29 protein-coding genes are annotated in these 18015 nt (G+C 34.5%); all 29 read right to left on the reverse strand.

Translation table 11 applies throughout. The features are described from left to right. Nucleotides 1-24: 24 nt before the first annotated feature. A complete protein-coding gene (ctlX, locus tag ABD816_RS05840) occupies nucleotides 25-960 on the reverse strand; it encodes a citrulline utilization hydrolase CtlX (RefSeq protein ID WP_344925530.1) in 936 nt (311 codons plus the stop codon). Then, nucleotides 960-1877, reverse strand: coding sequence for a dimethylarginine dimethylaminohydrolase family protein (locus ABD816_RS05845; protein ID WP_344925531.1), 918 nt, complete (start codon nucleotides 1875-1877; stop codon nucleotides 960-962). The genes ctlX and ABD816_RS05845 overlap by 1 nt, the downstream gene beginning before the upstream one ends. 209 nt (nucleotides 1878-2086) lie before the next feature. Further along, a complete protein-coding gene (locus ABD816_RS05850) occupies nucleotides 2087-3373 on the reverse strand; it encodes a citrate synthase (protein WP_344925532.1) in 1287 nt (428 codons plus the stop codon). A 323-nt stretch (nucleotides 3374-3696) separates the two neighbouring features. Continuing rightward, on the reverse strand, nucleotides 3697-4986 hold the full coding sequence (gene eno / locus ABD816_RS05855) for a phosphopyruvate hydratase (protein ID WP_344925533.1): 1290 nt from the start codon (nucleotides 4984-4986) through the stop codon (nucleotides 3697-3699). 187 nt (nucleotides 4987-5173) lie between these two features. Then, the gene (gene carA, locus ABD816_RS05860; RefSeq protein WP_344925534.1) at nucleotides 5174-6289 is read right to left on the reverse strand and encodes a glutamine-hydrolyzing carbamoyl-phosphate synthase small subunit; all 1116 of its coding nucleotides are present in this window, start codon (nucleotides 6287-6289) and stop codon (nucleotides 5174-5176) included. Nucleotides 6290-6589: 300 nt separating this feature from the next. Continuing rightward, nucleotides 6590-7069 (reverse strand): 50S ribosomal protein L17, encoded by a 480-nt coding sequence (gene rplQ, locus ABD816_RS05865; RefSeq protein WP_344925535.1) that lies wholly within the window; start codon nucleotides 7067-7069, stop codon nucleotides 6590-6592. Between the two features lie 61 nt (nucleotides 7070-7130). Next, on the reverse strand, nucleotides 7131-8123 hold the full coding sequence (locus tag ABD816_RS05870) for a DNA-directed RNA polymerase subunit alpha (RefSeq protein ID WP_344925536.1): 993 nt from the start codon (nucleotides 8121-8123) through the stop codon (nucleotides 7131-7133). A gap of 23 nt (nucleotides 8124-8146) precedes the next feature. Further along, a complete protein-coding gene (gene rpsD / locus ABD816_RS05875; RefSeq protein WP_344925537.1) occupies nucleotides 8147-8752 on the reverse strand; it encodes a 30S ribosomal protein S4 in 606 nt (201 codons plus the stop codon). Nucleotides 8753-8883: 131 nt separating this feature from the next. Continuing rightward, nucleotides 8884-9267, reverse strand: a complete 384-nt coding sequence (gene rpsK, locus ABD816_RS05880) for a 30S ribosomal protein S11 (protein WP_344925538.1) — start codon at nucleotides 9265-9267, stop codon at nucleotides 8884-8886. Nucleotides 9268-9275: 8 nt separating this feature from the next. Next, complete coding sequence (rpsM, locus tag ABD816_RS05885) at nucleotides 9276-9650, reverse strand: 30S ribosomal protein S13 (protein WP_344925539.1); 375 nt, start codon at nucleotides 9648-9650, stop codon at nucleotides 9276-9278. 2 nt (nucleotides 9651-9652) lie between these two features. Further along, complete coding sequence (ykgO, locus tag ABD816_RS05890; protein ID WP_013621733.1) at nucleotides 9653-9769, reverse strand: type B 50S ribosomal protein L36; 117 nt, start codon at nucleotides 9767-9769, stop codon at nucleotides 9653-9655. Between the two features lie 205 nt (nucleotides 9770-9974). Beyond that, nucleotides 9975-10190 carry a translation initiation factor IF-1 gene (gene infA / locus ABD816_RS05895; RefSeq protein ID WP_344925540.1) on the reverse strand — a complete coding sequence of 72 codons (216 nt, stop codon included), beginning with the start codon at nucleotides 10188-10190 and terminating at the stop codon, nucleotides 9975-9977. Next, complete coding sequence (gene secY, locus ABD816_RS05900) at nucleotides 10190-11545, reverse strand: preprotein translocase subunit SecY (RefSeq protein WP_344925542.1); 1356 nt, start codon at nucleotides 11543-11545, stop codon at nucleotides 10190-10192. Before secY ends, infA begins: the two co-directional genes overlap by 1 nt. A gap of 10 nt (nucleotides 11546-11555) precedes the next feature. Continuing rightward, nucleotides 11556-12008, reverse strand: a complete 453-nt coding sequence (gene rplO, locus ABD816_RS05905; protein ID WP_344925544.1) for a 50S ribosomal protein L15 — start codon at nucleotides 12006-12008, stop codon at nucleotides 11556-11558. Between the two features lie 9 nt (nucleotides 12009-12017). After that, a complete protein-coding gene (gene rpmD / locus ABD816_RS05910) occupies nucleotides 12018-12197 on the reverse strand; it encodes a 50S ribosomal protein L30 (protein ID WP_344925546.1) in 180 nt (59 codons plus the stop codon). A gap of 12 nt (nucleotides 12198-12209) precedes the next feature. Continuing rightward, nucleotides 12210-12734 carry a 30S ribosomal protein S5 gene (rpsE, locus tag ABD816_RS05915; protein ID WP_344925548.1) on the reverse strand — a complete coding sequence of 175 codons (525 nt, stop codon included), beginning with the start codon at nucleotides 12732-12734 and terminating at the stop codon, nucleotides 12210-12212. Nucleotides 12735-12740: 6 nt separating this feature from the next. Then, complete coding sequence (gene rplR / locus ABD816_RS05920) at nucleotides 12741-13097, reverse strand: 50S ribosomal protein L18 (protein WP_344925549.1); 357 nt, start codon at nucleotides 13095-13097, stop codon at nucleotides 12741-12743. A 10-nt stretch (nucleotides 13098-13107) separates the two neighbouring features. Then, a complete protein-coding gene (rplF, locus tag ABD816_RS05925) occupies nucleotides 13108-13650 on the reverse strand; it encodes a 50S ribosomal protein L6 (protein ID WP_344925552.1) in 543 nt (180 codons plus the stop codon). A gap of 20 nt (nucleotides 13651-13670) precedes the next feature. Then, nucleotides 13671-14069, reverse strand: coding sequence for a 30S ribosomal protein S8 (rpsH, locus tag ABD816_RS05930; RefSeq protein ID WP_344925554.1), 399 nt, complete (start codon nucleotides 14067-14069; stop codon nucleotides 13671-13673). A 68-nt stretch (nucleotides 14070-14137) separates the two neighbouring features. Then, the gene (gene rpsN, locus ABD816_RS05935; RefSeq protein ID WP_010521648.1) at nucleotides 14138-14407 is read right to left on the reverse strand and encodes a 30S ribosomal protein S14; all 270 of its coding nucleotides are present in this window, start codon (nucleotides 14405-14407) and stop codon (nucleotides 14138-14140) included. A 2-nt stretch (nucleotides 14408-14409) separates the two neighbouring features. Beyond that, the gene (gene rplE / locus ABD816_RS05940; RefSeq protein WP_344925556.1) at nucleotides 14410-14961 is read right to left on the reverse strand and encodes a 50S ribosomal protein L5; all 552 of its coding nucleotides are present in this window, start codon (nucleotides 14959-14961) and stop codon (nucleotides 14410-14412) included. A gap of 2 nt (nucleotides 14962-14963) precedes the next feature. Further along, on the reverse strand, nucleotides 14964-15275 hold the full coding sequence (gene rplX, locus ABD816_RS05945; RefSeq protein ID WP_344925557.1) for a 50S ribosomal protein L24: 312 nt from the start codon (nucleotides 15273-15275) through the stop codon (nucleotides 14964-14966). A 13-nt stretch (nucleotides 15276-15288) separates the two neighbouring features. Next, complete coding sequence (gene rplN, locus ABD816_RS05950) at nucleotides 15289-15657, reverse strand: 50S ribosomal protein L14 (protein ID WP_344925558.1); 369 nt, start codon at nucleotides 15655-15657, stop codon at nucleotides 15289-15291. A gap of 2 nt (nucleotides 15658-15659) precedes the next feature. Then, nucleotides 15660-15917, reverse strand: a complete 258-nt coding sequence (gene rpsQ, locus ABD816_RS05955; RefSeq protein ID WP_344925559.1) for a 30S ribosomal protein S17 — start codon at nucleotides 15915-15917, stop codon at nucleotides 15660-15662. A 12-nt stretch (nucleotides 15918-15929) separates the two neighbouring features. After that, nucleotides 15930-16124 carry a 50S ribosomal protein L29 gene (gene rpmC, locus ABD816_RS05960; protein ID WP_344925560.1) on the reverse strand — a complete coding sequence of 65 codons (195 nt, stop codon included), beginning with the start codon at nucleotides 16122-16124 and terminating at the stop codon, nucleotides 15930-15932. 15 nt (nucleotides 16125-16139) lie between these two features. After that, complete coding sequence (rplP, locus tag ABD816_RS05965; protein WP_344925562.1) at nucleotides 16140-16559, reverse strand: 50S ribosomal protein L16; 420 nt, start codon at nucleotides 16557-16559, stop codon at nucleotides 16140-16142. Nucleotides 16560-16579: 20 nt separating this feature from the next. Then, a complete protein-coding gene (rpsC, locus tag ABD816_RS05970; RefSeq protein WP_344925564.1) occupies nucleotides 16580-17311 on the reverse strand; it encodes a 30S ribosomal protein S3 in 732 nt (243 codons plus the stop codon). Nucleotides 17312-17316: 5 nt separating this feature from the next. After that, nucleotides 17317-17724, reverse strand: a complete 408-nt coding sequence (gene rplV / locus ABD816_RS05975) for a 50S ribosomal protein L22 (protein ID WP_344925566.1) — start codon at nucleotides 17722-17724, stop codon at nucleotides 17317-17319. A gap of 8 nt (nucleotides 17725-17732) precedes the next feature. Beyond that, nucleotides 17733-18011, reverse strand: coding sequence for a 30S ribosomal protein S19 (rpsS, locus tag ABD816_RS05980; RefSeq protein ID WP_027392549.1), 279 nt, complete (start codon nucleotides 18009-18011; stop codon nucleotides 17733-17735). Nucleotides 18012-18015: the final 4 nt, after the last annotated feature.

An 18015-nucleotide genomic window follows, 5' to 3' on the forward strand; every position in this document is an offset into this window, starting at 1 on the left:
TATTCATTTTATAAAAATACATATTTAATTCTTTTTTGGGAGAAAAACTTCGGCCATCATACAACGAGCACTTCCACCTCCTAAAGTTTCTATGGTTGTTAAATCACTATGAACTATTTTACTATGCTTCTCTATTTTTGCAATTTGATCTTTTCGTAGGCTTTGATATGCAGCACTGGACATTACTAAACAAGACTGATTATCACTCCCTATAACTTGCAGCATATTTCCTGCAAAATTAGCTACTTGCTGCTCCGTTATAGCTATGATTTCCTTACCATCCTCTTTCAAGTGTTTTACTACATTCTTTCTTTCTTTTTTATCATCAATACACTCCAGACATATGATAGCGAAAGTTTCAGCAACACTCATCATTACGTTTGTGTGGTAAATCAATAATCGCTCATTTTCAACAGTTTGATATGCATTAAAAATTACCGGAGTGTATTCAAAATCTTCACAAAACTCAATAAAAAGCTCCTCATTAGCTCTCGGAGACAAAGCGCAATATGCTTTTCTATGTGCTCTATCTAACACCATACTACCCGTTCCTTCCAGAAAAACATCATCCTCTTCTGCTGAAGTATAATCTAGTACATGCTCAATAATAAAACCTTTACTCTCTACTTTCTCCAAAACTTCTGAGCGCCTTTCTTTTCTACGATTATGAGCAAACATTGGATACAGTCCTACGGTGCCATTCTCATGAAAAGAAATCCAATTATTTGGAAATATAGAATCGGGAGTATCTAATGCAGGGTCATCATCTATTACGATCATCTCAATACCAGCATCTCTTAAAACAGATACAAGATTTTCAAATTCTGTCTTGGCAAGGTTATTAGCATTCTTACTACTAATAGCACCATCATTCTGATAATAATTATTTACTGCAGTTTGTTCATTCATTCTAAACTGCACAGGACGAATCATTACAATCGTATTGGTTGTTTGTTTCATTATTTATCTCTTATCAATGGCATTGTAGAACAGCGTAAAAGTCCTTCCTGTTTAGCTATTTGAGCATATGGAACTTCCTCTACCTTCATGCCTAAACTACGAAGCCAAGTATTTAATCTTGTAAAATTTTGTTCTGAAATCACGATATCTTCTGCAATAGAAAAAATATTAGAATTCATCTGATACATTTCTTCTTTATCAATATGAAAAAGGTTTTCGTACCCAAAAAAGTCAACTAAATATTGATAATCTTCTACATCTCTAAATCCTTCTTTATGAATAATTGCCATATTGCTTCCTACTGGCTGGAAACAACAATCAAGATGTAATGCATTATCTCTCGCATTCTCCATTGACTTATTCAGATCAAACTCCTTAACTATTTTATTGGGGAAAAGAGATTTTATATAATCAACTCCTTTCATATTCGTTCTTGCAACAATACAATTACTATACCCTTCTCCTTTATAAGTACCTATAAAAATATGATCATTATGCACAATAATATCTCCTCCTTCAAAATGAATTTCCTCTGAAGGAGCTTTAAATACATTTTCCGAAGGTATTTGATCGATTACATATTGAATAGCTTTAATCTCCTTTTCTCTTCGAGGTAATATATTAGATTGAATAAATTTATCTTCAATTACCAATGCAATATCTCGTGCGAAAATTTGATTATATTCTTGTATCTCTTCTGGTCTATATACGGTAACATTGTATTTTTTTAAAACTTTTGCTACAGCTTCCATTTCTAAAATCATATCAGACTCCAAAGGGTATGTCCCTGCTTTGATATGCTCAATAGATTTAGGATCATAAGCTTCCTCAATTCTCGGCACAGGTCCATTACTCACTGCACTACCTAAGATTACCGCTCGTAATCTCGATGTTTCATTTTTAATATTTAGCTTCAATAGTCTCTTCTTAGTAGTATTAAATAAAATTAGAACAAAACAAATATAGGAAGACAGCTGCTGCAAATACCAATTTTATTCAAAAAAAATATCAGATTAATGTCAAATTCATAAATTACCTCTAGAATACATTATATTTTTTAATGATTTCATAAAAAAAATGGCATTGAATTTCTTCAATGCCATTCTTTCTTTCTTTATCTAAGATATTAACGTTCTGAAACTGGTTTAAAATCTCTATGATTTTCTCCAGTATATATTTGTCTTGGTCGTCCAATAGGCTCTTTACGTAGACGCATTTCTCTCCATTGTGCAATCCAACCTGGTAGTCTTCCTAACGCGAACATTACAGTAAACATTTCTGTTGGTATATCTAAAGCTCTATAGATAATTCCTGAATAAAAATCTACATTAGGATATAGTTTTCTCTGCACGAAATACTCATCTTCTAATGCTACTTCAGCTAAACCTTTTGCAATATCAAGAACAGGATCCTCTATCCCTAGATCTCCTAATACTTCATCCGCAGATTTCTTAATAATCTTAGCTCTTGGATCGAAGTTTTTATATACTCTATGTCCGAATCCCATCAAACGGAAAGGATCATTTTTATCTTTTGCTTTATTAATATATCGTGCTGTATCTCCTCCATCTGCCTTTATGGCTTCTAACATTTCAATAACAGCTTGATTGGCACCCCCGTGTAATGGCCCCCATAAAGCAGAAATTCCTGCAGATATTGAAGCAAATAATCCTGCATGTGAAGACCCTACAATTCTAACAGTAGAAGTAGAACAATTTTGTTCGTGATCTGCATGTAGAATTAATAATTTATCTAATGCATCGTATACAATTTTATTTGGCTCATACGTCTTATTAGGTCTTGAGAACATCATTTTATGCAAATTCTCTACATACCCTAAAGAACTATCTCCATAATCTAATGGCAGGCTTTTTCTTTTCCTCATAGTCCAGGCTGCCAATACAGGAAACTTAGCCATAATCTTAACGATAGCATCATACATTTCTTCTTCTGAATCAACATCAACTGACCCCGGATTAAATGCAATCAAAGCACTTGTAAGCGAAGAAAGCACGCCCATAGGGTGAGCACTTTTAGGAAACCCATCAAGAATTTTTTTCATGTCTTCATCTACATGAGATTCTTCTTTAATGTCCTGATCAAACTTCTCTAACTGCGCGGCAGTTGGCAACTCGCCAAAAATTAATAAATATGCTACTTCTAAAAAATCAGCTTTTTCTGCTAATTCTTCTATAGAATACCCACGATATCTCAAAATACCTTTTTCTCCATCCAAAAATGTAATGGCGCTTTCACAACTTCCTGTGTTTTTATATCCAGGATCAATGGTAGTTACACCACCAGTCGCTGTACGCAAGGTTTTGATATCTATTCCTAATTCCTTCTCCGTTCCTTCAATAATTGGGAACTCATATTTATTACCGTCTATTTCTAACGTAGCTATTTTTGACATGCGATTATTTAAAATTTTTCTATTAACATAAGGGTTGCTAAATTACAAAATATAGTGTTAAGAAGCTGTTATCATACTATCTATTTTACGAACCCACATCACTTTACGGTTATTAGCAAAAAAATACGGTTTTATTGAAAATCCTTATTCAAATTATAACATTTATTTTAAAATAGATAATCAATATATTATCAAAGAGTAATAAAGTATTAAAACGGAGTAAGCAATACTAAAATAGTTAAGAATAGGCTACATCTCATTTCTGATGAAAAACAAAAAAAGCCCACAATCTAATGTGAGCTTTCTTTAAAACATTTGGCGTGTTACTTTATTTTGAACGCGTTTTCTTGAGGAAAATAAGCTACTACTCCTAATTCTTCTTCTATTCTTAACAATTGATTATACTTTGCCATTCTATCACTACGAGATGCAGACCCTGTCTTAATTTGTCCAGTATTTAATGCTACTGCTAAATCTGCAATGGTATTATCTTCTGTTTCGCCAGATCGGTGAGACATCACTGAAGTATATCCCGCATTATGCGCCATGTTAACCGCGGCTATAGTCTCTGTTAACGTCCCTATTTGATTTACTTTGATAAGTATCGAATTAGCGATTCCATTTTTAATTCCTCTGGAAAGTCTTTCCACATTTGTAACAAATAAATCATCGCCCACAAGCTGTACTTTGTTACCAATTTTATCTGTAAGATATTTCCATCCTTCCCAATCATTCTCATCCATACCATCTTCTATAGAAATAATAGGATATTTAGAAGCTAACTCTGCAAGATAATCTGCTTGTTCTTCACTGGTTCTAATGACTCCTGTATCACCCTCAAATTTGGTATAGTCATATTTTCCGTCTACATAAAACTCTGCAGCAGCACAATCTAATGCAACCATAACATCATCTCCAAGTTTATATCCTGCTTTTTCTACAGCTAAAGCAATAGAATCTAATGCATCCTCTGTTCCATCTAATGTTGGAGCAAATCCCCCTTCATCACCTACCGCAGTGCTTAATCCTCTATCATGTAATACTTTTTTCAAATTGTGAAAAATCTCAGTACCCATCTGCATAGCGTGTGTAAAGTTTTTAGCTTTTACCGGCATCACCATAAACTCCTGAAATGCTATCGGCGCATCACTATGAGAACCTCCATTAATGATATTCATCATAGGAACAGGAAGTGTATTTGCACTTACTCCACCAATATATCGATATAATGGCATATTTAATTCATTAGCTGCCGCTTTTGCCGCCGCTAATGAAACTCCTAAGATAGCATTAGCTCCTAACTTAGATTTATTAGGTGTTCCATCCAACTCAATCATAGTTAAATCAAGTAAATTCTGATCAAATACAGAATAGCCTAATAATTCTTCAGCAATTACTGTGTTCACATTTTCAACAGCTTTACTAACACCCTTACCCATATACTCAGCACCTCCATCTCGCAACTCAACTGCTTCGTGTTCTCCTGTGGATGCTCCTGACGGAACTGCCGCTCTTCCTAAAACTCCGTTTTCTGTAACTACATCTACTTCTACTGTAGGGTTACCTCGTGAATCTAAAATCTGTCTTGCGTGAATATTAATAATTACACTCATGTTATTGATTTAATGTTGTTGGATAATTTAAATTGTTCGCAATATACGAAACGGGTAAATTCTAATACTAGCTAAAAGCTCTTAATTTATTGCTTAAATGATTATCAAAACGTTAAGTTATCAACTATAACGTTATAAGTAGATTACTTACTGATATAACCACAAACCATTACTAAAATTACCAATATTATACTGCTGCAGTAACATTTTTAATATTTTCTATAAACTGATCAAAAAGATACACAGAATCATTAGGTCCGGGACTTGCTTCAGGATGATACTGTACAGAAAAACAATTCTTATTTTTCATACGTATACCTGCTACTGTATTATCATTAAGATGTATGTGAGTAATTTCTATATCAGAATGATTTTCAGTTTCTTCTCTTTGTATGGCAAATCCATGATTTTGCGAAGTAATTTCACCTTTTCCTGTAATTAAATTCTTCACTGGATGATTAATCCCGCGATGGCCATTGTACATCTTATATGTACTAATGCCATTTGCCAAGGCTATTACCTGATGACCTAAACAAATTCCAAATAATGGAAGATCTCTTTTAATAATTTCTTTTGTCGTTTCAATTGCCTCTGTTAATGGTTCTGGATCTCCGGGGCCATTAGATAAAAAATATCCATCTGGTCCCCATTCACTCATTTCCTCAAAAGTTGTATTATAGGGAAAAACTTTAATATACGCATCTCGTAAGCTAAGATTTCGAAGTATATTTTTCTTAATTCCTATATCTAAAGCAGATATCTTATACGTTGCATCCGGATTACCGTAGAAATAAGGTTCCTTTGTTGAAACCTTGGAGGCTAACTCAAGACCTTTCATATCAGGAATAGCGGATAATTCTTTTTTTAACCTATCAATTGAATCTACTTCTGTAGAAATCACAGCATTCATTGCACCATGATCTCTGATATAACTAACAAGTGCACGAGTGTCCACATCAGAAATAGCTAAAAGATTATTTTGCTCTAAAAACTCCTGCAATGAGCTGTGTGCATTATCTCTAGAGAATTCATAACTAAAATTCTTTACAATAAGACCAGCTATCTTAATAGAGTCTGATTCTACTTCTTCATTATTAGCTCCATAATTACCTATATGAGCATTGGTCGCCACCATTAATTGTCCATAATAAGATGGATCTGTAAAAATTTCTTGATATCCTGTCATTCCAGTATTAAAACATACTTCACCAAATGCGGTACCTTCTTTCCCAACAGCCTTTCCGTAAAAAATAGTTCCATCTGCCAGCAAAACTATAGCCTTTTTCTTCGATTGATATTTCATTTTACTTTAAAATTTTATAATGGTATTTCTAGTGATATTTTTATAAACTTTTAATTCTATTAATTTCTTCTTCACTTGTAACCCAAGTTCCAGAAAGTTCTGATGAATGATTTACTAAATCATTCATCCTTATATCAGAATTTTGTTCTCTTTGAGAAAAACAACGTATCCAACTAAATGAGACTAATAAACTATCCGTCCAATTCTGATACTAATTTAAATTTCCAAAATTATTCAAAAAAAAAGGATAAACGTTAAACGCCTATCCTTTTTAATTTATTTGAGAATATAACTTTTCATTTATTCTTCTTCTTCAGAACTAGAAGTTTCTACAGCCGGTGCTACTGGAGCAGCGTCAGCTTTTTTCGTTCTACCTCTACGGGTTGACTTTTTCTTAGTTGGCTTCCCTGCATTATAAAGTTCATTATAATCAACTAATTCGATCATTGCCATATCAGCATTATCTCCAAGTCGATTACCTAACTTGATAATTCGAGTATATCCTCCAGGACGATCACCAATCTTAACAGCTACATCCCTAAATAATTCTGTAACTGCAATTTTATTACGCAATCTACTAAAGACTAAACGGCGATTATGTGTAGTATCTTCTTTAGATTTTGTGATTAAAGGTTCAACAAACTGCTTTAAAGCTTTTGCTTTTGCTACCGTAGTATTTATTCTTTTATGTTCAATTAAAGAACAAGCCATATTAGCTAACATCGCTTTACGATGTGCAGTTTTTCTACCTAAGTGATTTACTTTTTTTCCGTGTCTCATGACATTTAAAATTTAATCATCATCTTGCATCAACTCTCTTTGAGGCGCAAAATATGATGTATTAGTCTTTATCTAGTTTATACTTAGAAAGATCCATACCAAAGTTAAGTCCCTTTACATTTACAAGCTCTTCTAGCTCAGTCAAAGATTTCTTACCAAAGTTACGAAACTTCATTAAGTCATTTTTATTATAAGAAACCAAATCACCTAATGTATCTACTTCTGCGGCTTTCAAGCAATTCAATGCTCTCACAGAAAGATCCATATCAATCAATTTAGTTTTTAACAACTGTCTCATATGCAATGATTCTTCATCATATGTTTCAGTTTGTGCTATTTCATCAGCTTCTAAAGTGATTCGCTCATCTGAAAATAACATAAAATGATGAATCAATATTTTTGCAGCTTCTGTTAATGCATCTTTAGGATGAATTGAACCATCAGTTACGATCTCAAAAACTAATTTTTCGTAATCTGTTTTTTGTTCAACACGATAATTTTCAATACTATATTTAACATTCTTTATTGGAGTGTATATAGAATCGGTAAAGATTGTTCCGATAGGAGCATTTGCTTTTTTATTTTCTTCAGCAGGAACATAACCTCTTCCTTTTTCAACTGAAATCTCAAGATTAAGTGCTACTTTCTTATCCATGTTACAGATTACTAAATCTGGATTAAGGATTTGAAAACCAGAAATAAACTTCTGAAAATCTCCAGCTTTTAGTTGTTCTTGACCAGAAATAGATATAGTAACGGATTCATTATCTATATCTTCTATCTGACGCTTGAAACGTACTTGTTTAAGGTTCAGAATGATTTCTGTAACATCTTCCACAACTCCTGAAACAGTAGAAAATTCATGATCCACCCCTTCCATTCTTAATGAAGTGATAGCGAATCCCTCTAAAGAAGATAGCAAAACTCTTCGTAAAGCGTTACCAACTGTCAATCCATAGCCTGGTTCTAATGGTCTAAATTCGAATTTACCATCAAACTCGCTAGAGTCGATCATGATAACTTTATCGGGCTTCTGAAAATTTAATATTGCCATATTATTGTTTCTTCTTTGAGTTATTACTTAGAATATAATTCGACGATGAATTGTTCGTTGATATTTTCCGGAATTTGAATTCTTGCCGGCACAGATACATATGTACCTTCTTTTGTATCATTATTGAAAGTAATCCACTCATACACCTTGCTATTGTTAGCAAGTGAATTCTGTATTACTTCTAACGATTTAGATTTTTCTCTTACGCTTACGACATCTCCTGGCTTTAACTGATAAGATGGAATATTAACCAATCCACCATTAACCGTAATATGCCTGTGAGAAACTAATTGTCTAGCTCCACTACGAGAATTTGACAATCCCATTCTATAAGCAACATTATCCAAACGAGATTCACACAACTGAAGTAAAACTTCACCAGTTATTCCCTGTGAACGAGTAGCTTTTTCAAACATATTTCGAAACTGACGTTCCAAAATTCCGTAGGTATATTTTGCTTTCTGCTTTTCCATTAACTGGATAGCATATTCACTCTTCTTACCTCTACGTCTGTTGTTCCCATGTTGTCCAGGAGGGTAATTTCTTTTTTCAAAAGATTTATCATCTCCGAATATCGCTTCTCCAAACTTTCGAGCGATTTTAGTTTTTGGACCAGTATATCTTGCCATTATTACTTATTTAGTTTTTTAGAGGTGATTATGAATTAAGGTCTCTTTCCTTCGATAATCGTAGTTCCTCTTTTGATTACTTTACTACTTATTTGATAGTACATCCTTAAAAAAAGAATATATAAAAACACTTATACTCTTCGTCTCTTTGGAGGACGACAACCGTTATGAGGCATTGGAGTTACATCAATTATTTCTGTAACCTCTATACCAACATTATGAAGTGAACGTATCGCAGATTCTCTACCATTTCCAGGTCCTTTAACATAAACCTTCACTTTCTTAAGGCCAGCCTCTATAGCTACCTTAGAAGCATCTTCCGCAGCTAATTGCGCAGCATATGGAGTATTCTTTTTAGAACCTCTAAAACCCATTTTACCAGCGGATGACCAGGAAATTACATCTCCCTTTTTATTAGTTAACGAAATAATAATATTGTTAAAAGATGCAGTTACGTGAGCTTCACCTACAGATTCAACAATTACTTTACGCTTTTTTGAAGTTGACTTTGCCATACTACTTATTATTTAGTTGCTTTTTTCTTGTTAGCAACTGTTTTTCTTCTTCCTTTACGTGTTCTAGAATTATTCTTAGTACGTTGACCTCTTAATGGTAAACCAGCTCTATGACGGATACCTCTATAACATCCTATATCCATAAGACGTTTGATATTCAACTGAACCTCTGAACGTAATTCTCCTTCAATTTTGAAAGATCCTACAGCATCCCGAATTCGACCAATTTGATCATCATCCCAATCAGAAACCTTAATGTTCTCATCTACTTTGGCAGTATCTAAAATTTCTTTAGCTCTACTTCTACCAATTCCGAAGATATAGGTTAACGCTATAACTCCTCGCTTTTGTTTAGGTATATCTACCCCTGCAATTCTTGCCATAATTACCCTTGTCTTTGTTTAAATCTAGGATTCTTTTTGTTAATTACGTAAAGTCGTCCTTTTCTACGCACAATTTTGCACTCGGCACTTCTTTTCTTTATTGATGCTCTAACTTTCATCTGTTTTTTCTTATTTTTTTTCCTCTGTCAGCTATATTTGACTCTAAGAACGATTTATTAATAACTAACAAATCGTTCTAATTGTGTCAGTTTTATCTTATATGTACTTTTCAAAGCATTTTTAAACTATACCCAGAAATAATTAACACAATTTTCAGCCTGCAAAAGTACAGAAAAAATCTTAATTAACTAATATTAAAATTTATTAGTATCTATATGTTATTCTGGCTTTACTTAAATCATAAGGACTCATTTCTAACTTCACCTTATCACCTGGTAATAATTTTATATAATGCATACGCATTTTTCCAGAAATGTGAGCCGTAACCACATGGTCATTCTCAAGTTCAACTCGAAACATTGCATTAGACAATGCTTCTATAATTCTACCATCTTGTTCTATCGCTGGTTGTTTTGCCATTATGCTACTGCTTTTCTATTTTTACCTGTTTTCATCAACCCATCATAATGTCTATTCAATAGATAGGAATTAATTTGCTGCATAGTATCGATAGCTACACCCACCATAATTAATAATGATGTTCCTCCAAAAAACAATGCCCATCCTTGCTGAACTCCAAGAACCTTTACAGCAATCGCAGGAAAAACCGCAATTAAAGCTAAGAATATAGATCCGGGTAAAGTAATCTGTGACATTATTTTATCAAGATACTCTCCTGTTTCACTACCAGGTCTAATTCCAGGAATAAAACCTCCACTACGTTTAAGATCATCCGCCATTTTATTTGTTGGAACCGTAATTGCTGTATAGAAGAAAGTAAATATGATAATTAGAAGTCCGAAAACTAAGTTATACCATAATCCAAATATATCACTAAACGCTGCACCAATACTTTGAGAAGTCTCTGATTCTGAAAGACTAGCAACCGCAGCAGGAACAAACATAATTGCCTGTGCAAATATAATTGGCATTACCCCTGAAGCATTTAATTTTAAAGGGATATACTGACGTGATCCAAAAACATTCTTTTCGTACCCACCATCTGCCGTTCTTCTAGCATATTGAACCGGAATTTGTCTTACAGCCATTACCAATAAAACTGATAACAAAATAATCACAAACCATATCACCAACTCTATTAATACCATAATAATATCTCCTCCTTCACCTGAAGTTCTTCCTATAAAATTCTGTATAAAGGATTGCGGTAGTGTCGCAATTATACCAACCATTATCAGCAATGAAATTCCATTACCAATACCTTTATCTGTAATTTTTTCTCCTAACCACATTGCAAATACACAACCTGTGACCAGAATAATAACAGAAGAGATAATGAAGGTAGTAGATGAAAATCCTTCTACTAATAAATCATTCATACCACCCACTCCTGATAGAGAAGGCAAACTAGCCAAATATCCTGGTGCCTGTATAAGACATATAGCTATAGTAAGCCAACGAGTAATTTGATTAATTTTCTTTCTGCCACTTTCTCCTTCTTTTTGTAGTTTCTGAAGATATGGTATTGCTATACCCATTAACTGAACTACAATAGATGCAGATATATATGGCATGATTCCTAAAGCGAAAACTGAAGCGTTAGCAAAAGCTCCTCCAGTAAATGCATTAAGCAATCCAAGCAGTCCAGCCTCACCGGCTTTACCCTGTAATCCACCCAAAGCACTCACATCTACTCCAGGAAGCACTACTTGCGCCCCAAAACGATATACTAAAAGTAAACCTAGCGTAACTAGGATTCTACTTTTTAGCTCTTCGATTTTCCAAATATTTTTTATTGTATCAATGAATTTCATGGAGTGTGAATTATAAGGTTACTGCTTCACCACCTGCTGCTTCAATAGCTGCCTTAGCAGTGGCTGTAAATTTGTGAGCTGTGACTTTTAGTTTAGCCTTCAATTCACCTCTACCCAGTATCTTAACTAGATCATTCTTTCCTGCAAGACGAGTACTTAATAGTACGTCAAGATCCACCGCATCAGTTATTTTACCAGCATCAACTAAATTTTGCAATGTATCTAAATTAATTCCCTGATATTCTTTTCTATTGATATTAGTGAAACCAAATTTGGGTACACGTCTTTGAAGTGGCATTTGTCCACCTTCAAAACCAATCTTTCTAGAATACCCAGAACGAGATTTTGCTCCTTTATGACCGCGTGCTGCAGTTCCACCTTTTCCAGAACCTTGACCACGACCTAGTCGTTTACTGTTATTTTTTACTGAACCTGCAGCAGGTTTTAAGTTACTTAAATCCATGTGCTTATATTATTTTGTTTCTACCGAAACTAAATGTTTAACTTTATTTACCATCCCAAGGATATTAGGACTATTGTCATGCTCTACTACCTGACCGATCTTTTTAAGACCTAAAGCCTCCAGAGTTCTTTTTTGTCTCTGAGTACGGTTAATAGCGCTTTTTACTTTAGTAATTTTAATCTTTGCCATCGTTCCTAATATTTATCCTTTAAACACTTTTTCTAGTGAAACTCCACGTTGACTAGCTACTTGTTTTGCACTACGCAACTGTAATAAAGCGTCAAATGTTGCTTTCACCACATTGTGCGGGTTAGACGATCCTTGATTCTTAGAAAGTACATCATGAACTCCTACTGCTTCCAATACTGCACGTATTGCTCCACCAGCTATTACCCCGGTTCCTGTAGAAGCAGGTATTAACAATACTCTTGCTCCACCGTATTTTCCTTTCTGTTCGTGAGGTAAGGTCCCTTTATTTAAAGGAATCCGAACTAAATTCTTTTTTGCATCTTCTACTGCCTTTGCAATAGCTTCTGCAACTTCTTTAGATTTACCTAAACCGTGACCTACTACACCGTTTTCATCTCCTACGACAACGATAGCAGAAAAACCAAAAGCTCTACCTCCTTTTGTTACCTTAGTAACACGTTGTACACCAACTAAACGATCTTTTAATTCAAGTCCGCTTGGTTTTACTAATTCTGCGTTTTTATATTTTTGATACATAATTTCTTAGAATTTTAGTCCTGCTTCTCTAGCTCCAACAGCTAATGATTTTACTCTACCGTGATATAAGTATCCACCTCTATCAAATGATACAGTCTCAATACCTGCTTTTTTTGCCTTTTCCGCAATTGCTTTACCAACCAAGCTCGCTTTTTCTTCTTTATTTCCTGAAGCTGATACAATATCTTTATCTCTAGAAGAGGCTGCACTGATAGTTTTACCAGTTACATCATCTATAACTTGTGCATAAATTTCTTTATTACTTCTATAAACAGACAATCTTGGACGTTGTTCTGTACCGCTTACTTTACTGCGGATTCGCTTTCTGATTTTTAATCTTCTTAAATCTTTTGAAAATGCCATAACTTCGTTATTATGCTGATTTACCTGCTTTTCTTCTTAATTGTTCTCCTACAAACTTAACTCCTTTTCCTTTGTAAGGTTCTGGTTTACGGAAGCCTCTGATTTTAGCAGCGACCTGTCCTACCAATTGCTTATCAAAAGAAGTTAGTTTTACAATTGGATTCTTACCCTTATCTGAAACAGTTTCTACTTTAACCTCTGGCGCTATATCTAAAACGATATTATGCGAAAAACCTAATGCTAAATCTAATTTCTGACCTTGATTAGAAGCTCTATAACCTACCCCTACCAATTCTAATTCCTTAGTAAAACCTTCAGTTACTCCTTTCACCATATTGTTTATCAAAGCTCTATACAAACCGTGCTTTGCTCTATGATCTTTGGCCTCAGTAGGTCGTGTAAGAACAACCTTCCCATCTTCTACTTTCACCTCGATACTATCGATTTCTTGTGAAAGTTCTCCTAATTTTCCTTTAACAGTAACAACATTACCTATCACTTCTACAGTGACACCAGACGGAATAGTTACTGGATTTTTTCCTATTCTTGACATTTCTTTTGTCTTTTATAGTGTTAATATACGTAGCAAAGTAACTCACCACCTACATTCTCTTGTCTTGCCTGTTTATCAGTCATTACACCATGAGAAGTAGATATAATAGCAATCCCTAATCCATTAAGAATCCTTGGAACATCCTTAGATCCAGAATACTTTCGTAAACCAGGCTTACTTATTCTCTGTAATTCTTTAATTACAGGTTCTTTAGTTAGCTTATCATATTTAAGCGCTATCTTAATGCTACCTTGTGCTGTTGTATCTTCAAATTTGTAACTCAAAATATATCCCTGATCGAATAATATTTTAGTCATTTCTTTTTTAACCTTAGATGCTGGGATCTCAACAACTCTATGTTGAGCACTGTTTGCATTTCTAATTCTTGTTAAAAAATCTGCAATAGGATCTGTATTCATTATCTATAATTTATGATCTTGGTTTTCAACTTCTTTAATTGAACCTTAGACCAATTAATTTTATTTTATTACCAGCTAGCTTTTGTTACACCTGGTATTAACCCTTGGTTCGCCATTTCTCTGAATGTAACACGAGAAATTCCAAACTGGCGCATGTACCCTTTAGGTCTTCCTGTTAACTTACATCTATTATGCTGACGTATTGGAGATGCATTTTTTGGCAACTTTTGCAATGCTTCATAATCACCAGCTTCTTTTAAAGCTTTTCGTTTTTCAGCATATTTTGCAACTGTTTTTGCTCTTTTCACCTCACGGGCTTTCATTGATTCTTTAGCCATAATTAATTCTTTTTAAAAGGTAAACCTAGTTCTGTTAACAATGATTTTGCTTCCTTATCAGTATTTGCAGAAGTTTCAAAAGTTATATTCATTCCGGAAATCTTATTTACTTTATCAATATCAATTTCAGGAAAAATAATCTGTTCTGTAATACCTAAAGAATAATTACCTCTACCATCAAAACCAGTAGCTTTAATACCATTAAAATCTCTAACTCGTGGTAATGCTGAAGTCACTAAACGATCAAGAAATTCATACATTCTTTCACCTCTTAATGTTACTTTAGCACCAATAGGCATTCCTTTACGTAACTTAAACGTCGCTACATCTTTTTTAGACATTGTAGAAACTGCTTTCTGACCGGTTATAGTAGTTAATTCATCTACTGCGTAATCGATTAATTTCTTATCTGCTACAGCAGCACCAACACCTCTACTTAAAACTATTTTCTTAAGTTTTGGCACCTGCATTACATTACTATAGCTAAATTCTTCTGTAAGAGCTGACACTACTCTGTCACTATACTCTTGTTTTAATCTCGGGATATAAGCCATAACTATATTACTTCATTAGATTTTTTAGAAAATCTCACTTTCTTATCTCCTTCTATTCTATAACCAACTCTTGTTGCTTCACCATTAGCGCTTAGCAATGATAAATTAGAAATATGAATAGCCGCTTCTTGTTTTACAATTCCGCCTTGTGGACTTGATGCACTAGGCTTTTGATGTTTTGACACCAAATTAACACCTTCTACAATCGCCTTGTTTTTATCAATCAATACTTTCTGAACTTTTCCCTCTTGACCTTTATTGTCTCCAGCGATTACTCTTACAGTATCTCCTGTTTTTATTTTTAGCTTTTTCATCTTAACAAATGTATTAAAGCACTTCTGGCGCTAGTGAAACAATCTTCATGAACTGTTTGTCACGAAGCTCTCTCGCTACAGGTCCAAAAACGCGGGTTCCTCTCATTTCTCCTGTTGGATTCAATAGAACACAAGCATTATCATCAAAACGAATGTAAGAACCATCTGGTCTGCGAACTTCTTTTTTGGTACGAACTACAACTGCAGTTGAAACAGCTCCCTTTTTAATGTTTCCATTAGGAGTTGCTTCTTTAACACTGACAACGATCTTGTCTCCTACAGAGGCGTATCTTCTTCCTGTACCACCTAAAACACGGATAACTAAAACTTCCTTACCACCGGTGTTGTCTGCTACTTTTAATCTAGACTCTTGTTGTACCATATTTACTTAGCTCTTTCAATTACTTCTACTAATCTCCAGCATTTGGTTTTACTCATAGGTCTTGTCTCCATGATCTTTACAGTATCACCAATATTGCAGTCATTTTTCTCATCGTGTGCAACATATTTTTTTGTTTTCAACACGAACTTTCCGTACATCGGGTGTTTTACTTTTTTAACTTCAGCAACAACGATTGACTTAACCATTTTGTTACTAGTAACTACACCTATACGCTCTTTTCTTAAATTTCTTTTTTCCATCTTTCAGCAGAATTAACCGTTTAATTCTCTTTTACTTAACTCTGTAGCCATTCTCGCTATAGATCTTCTCACTTTACGAATTTGTAAAGGGTTCTCTAAAGGAGACATTGCATGAGCCATTTTTAAATCTGAATACTCTTTTCTGGATTTACCAAGTTCTTCTTGCAATTCAGCTGTAGACGATTCTTTTACTTGTGATTGTTTCATAGTCTCTTTTGAATTTTAACCTTGATAGGTTCTTGACACAATAAACTTAGTTTTCACTGGTAATTTCTGTGCAGCAAGACGTAAAGCCTCTTTTGCTACATCAAGTGAAACACCACCGATCTCAAATAATATTCTTCCTGGTTTTACTACCGCAGCCCAATATTCAACAGCACCTTTTCCTTTACCCATACGTACTTCAAGAGGCTTTTTTGTAATTGGTTTATCCGGGAATATTTTAATCCACAGTGCACCTTCTCTTTTCATATAACGAGTAGCAGATATACGAGCTGCCTCAATTTGTCTGGCAGTAATAAAACTTGAATCCAATGATTTTATTCCGAAACTTCCGTTTGAAAGTTCAAAACCTCTCTGAGAGATTCCTTTCATACGACCTTTTTGTTGCTTACGGAATTTTGTTCTTTTAGGCTGTAACATTGTTAATTTACTTTAAAAAATTACTTTCTACGACGTGATTTATTATTCCCACCACTTCGTCCGGATCCAGATCTATCTCCTTTTCCTTGTTTTTTAGAAAGACCTACTAAAGGAGAAAGTTCTCGTTTACCATATACTTCTCCTTTCATAATCCACACCTTGATACCCAATCTACCATAGGTAGTATGAGCCTCTACCAGTGCGTAATCAATGTCTGCTCTAAATGTTGATAAGGGAATACGACCATCTTTATAAGACTCTGCACGTGCCATTTCTGCCCCGTTCAAACGTCCTGAAATTTGAATTTTGATCCCTTCTGCATTCATTCTCATTGCAGCCGCAATTGCCATCTTGATTGCACGACGGTAAGAGATACGACTCTCAATTTGCCTTGCAACACTAGAACCAACTAAAAATGCATCCAACTCAGGTCTCTTAATTTCAAAGATATTGATCTGAACTTCCTTATCTGTAATCTTTTTAAGCTCTTCTTTTAACTTGTCTACCTCCTGTCCACCTTTCCCAATAATAATACCAGGTCTGGCAGTGGTGATAGTAACGGTTACAAGTTTAAGCGTACGCTCAATAATTACTCTTGATACACTAGCTTTTGATAAACGTGCGTGTACATACTTTCTAATCTTATCGTCTTCAGCAAGTTTATCGCCGTAATCATTACCTCCATACCAGTTGGATTCCCATCCTCTAATGATACCAAGGCGATTTCCGATTGGATTTGTTTTCTGTCCCATACTATTTAGCTTTGTGTATTATTTTTTGCATCTACCACGATTGTAACGTGATTAGAGCGTTTTCTTATTCTGTGTGCACGACCTTGTGGAGCTGGACGTAGTCTTTTTAACATACTTCCTCCATCTACACGAATCTCTTTTACAAAAAGATCTGCCTCTTCAATATTTGCGTCTTCATTTTTCGCCTGCCAGTTTGCTATTGCAGAAAGCAATAATTTCTCTAAACGACGTGATGCTTCTTTAGGATTAAATCTAAGAATATGAAGCGCTCTTTCAACTTTTTCACCACGAACTAAATCCGCTACTAAACGCATTTTACGAGGTGAGGTAGGACAGTTATTAAGTTTAGCAAAAGCAACTTGCTTTTTCTCTTCCTTAATCCTATCTGCCATTTCTCTTTTACGAACTCCCATAGCTTAAATTATTTTTTACCTTTATTTTTAGCACCAGCGTGTCCTCTAAAAGAACGGGTTGGCGAAAATTCTCCTAACTTATGACCTACCATATTCTCTGTAATATATACAGGAACAAACTGTCGACCATTATGCACTGCAATTGTTTGCCCTACAAAATCCGGTGATATCATTGATGCTCTTGACCAAGTCTTTATCACAGTCTTTTTGTTAGCTTCTACATTAGCAGCTACTTTCTTCTCTAATTTATAGTGAATGTAAGGTCCTTTTTTTAATGAACGTGCCATATCT

The organism is Aquimarina addita (assembly GCF_039539305.1).
GTDB lineage: Bacteria > Bacteroidota > Bacteroidia > Flavobacteriales > Flavobacteriaceae > Aquimarina > Aquimarina addita.

Bases quoted from the DNA above. Each gene is read 5' to 3' on its own strand.
- ABD816_RS05870 (WP_344925536.1), bottom strand. From the start codon at position 8,123: ATGGCAATATTAAATTTTCAGAAGCCCGATAAAGTTATCATGATCGAC.
- rplX (WP_344925557.1), bottom strand. From the start codon at position 15,275: ATGAAAAAGCTAAAAATAAAAACAGGAGATACTGTAAGAGTAATCGCT.
- rplV (WP_344925566.1), bottom strand. From the start codon at position 17,724: ATGGGAGTTCGTAAAAGAGAAATGGCAGATAGGATTAAGGAAGAGAAA.
- rpmD (WP_344925546.1), bottom strand. From the start codon at position 12,197: ATGGCAAAGATTAAAATTACTAAAGTAAAAAGCGCTATTAACCGTACT.
- rplO (WP_344925544.1), bottom strand. From the start codon at position 12,008: ATGGATTTAAGTAACTTAAAACCTGCTGCAGGTTCAGTAAAAAATAAC.
- rpmC (WP_344925560.1), bottom strand. From the start codon at position 16,124: ATGAAACAATCACAAGTAAAAGAATCGTCTACAGCTGAATTGCAAGAA.
- ABD816_RS05850 (WP_344925532.1), bottom strand. From the start codon at position 3,373: ATGTCAAAAATAGCTACGTTAGAAATAGACGGTAATAAATATGAGTTC.
- ctlX (WP_344925530.1), bottom strand. From the start codon at position 960: ATGAAACAAACAACCAATACGATTGTAATGATTCGTCCTGTGCAGTTT.
- rplR (WP_344925549.1), bottom strand. From the start codon at position 13,097: ATGGCATTTTCAAAAGATTTAAGAAGATTAAAAATCAGAAAGCGAATC.
- rpsE (WP_344925548.1), bottom strand. From the start codon at position 12,734: ATGTATCAAAAATATAAAAACGCAGAATTAGTAAAACCAAGCGGACTT.
- secY (WP_344925542.1), bottom strand. From the start codon at position 11,545: ATGAAATTCATTGATACAATAAAAAATATTTGGAAAATCGAAGAGCTA.
- carA (WP_344925534.1), bottom strand. From the start codon at position 6,289: ATGAAATATCAATCGAAGAAAAAGGCTATAGTTTTGCTGGCAGATGGA.
- rpsK (WP_344925538.1), bottom strand. From the start codon at position 9,267: ATGGCAAAGTCAACTTCAAAAAAGCGTAAAGTAATTGTTGAATCTGTA.
- infA (WP_344925540.1), bottom strand. From the start codon at position 10,190: ATGGCAAAACAACCAGCGATAGAACAAGATGGTAGAATTATAGAAGCA.
- rpsC (WP_344925564.1), bottom strand. From the start codon at position 17,311: ATGGGACAGAAAACAAATCCAATCGGAAATCGCCTTGGTATCATTAGA.
- eno (WP_344925533.1), bottom strand. From the start codon at position 4,986: ATGAGTGTAATTATTAATATTCACGCAAGACAGATTTTAGATTCACGA.
- rpsM (WP_344925539.1), bottom strand. From the start codon at position 9,650: ATGGCAAGAATTGCAGGGGTAGATATACCTAAACAAAAGCGAGGAGTT.
- rpsS (WP_027392549.1), bottom strand. From the start codon at position 18,011: ATGGCACGTTCATTAAAAAAAGGACCTTACATTCACTATAAATTAGAG.
- rplE (WP_344925556.1), bottom strand. From the start codon at position 14,961: ATGGCTTATATCCCGAGATTAAAACAAGAGTATAGTGACAGAGTAGTG.
- rpsH (WP_344925554.1), bottom strand. From the start codon at position 14,069: ATGAATACAGATCCTATTGCAGATTTTTTAACAAGAATTAGAAATGCA.
- rplF (WP_344925552.1), bottom strand. From the start codon at position 13,650: ATGTCAAGAATAGGAAAAAATCCAGTAACTATTCCGTCTGGTGTCACT.
- rplQ (WP_344925535.1), bottom strand. From the start codon at position 7,069: ATGAGACACGGAAAAAAAGTAAATCACTTAGGTAGAAAAACTGCACAT.
- ykgO (WP_013621733.1), bottom strand. From the start codon at position 9,769: ATGAAAGTTAGAGCATCAATAAAGAAAAGAAGTGCCGAGTGCAAAATT.
- rpsD (WP_344925537.1), bottom strand. From the start codon at position 8,752: ATGGCAAGATATACTGGTCCAAAAACTAAAATCGCTCGAAAGTTTGGA.
- rplN (WP_344925558.1), bottom strand. From the start codon at position 15,657: ATGGTACAACAAGAGTCTAGATTAAAAGTAGCAGACAACACCGGTGGT.
- rpsQ (WP_344925559.1), bottom strand. From the start codon at position 15,917: ATGGAAAAAAGAAATTTAAGAAAAGAGCGTATAGGTGTAGTTACTAGT.
- rplP (WP_344925562.1), bottom strand. From the start codon at position 16,559: ATGTTACAGCCTAAAAGAACAAAATTCCGTAAGCAACAAAAAGGTCGT.
- rpsN (WP_010521648.1), bottom strand. From the start codon at position 14,407: ATGGCTAAAGAATCAATGAAAGCCCGTGAGGTGAAAAGAGCAAAAACA.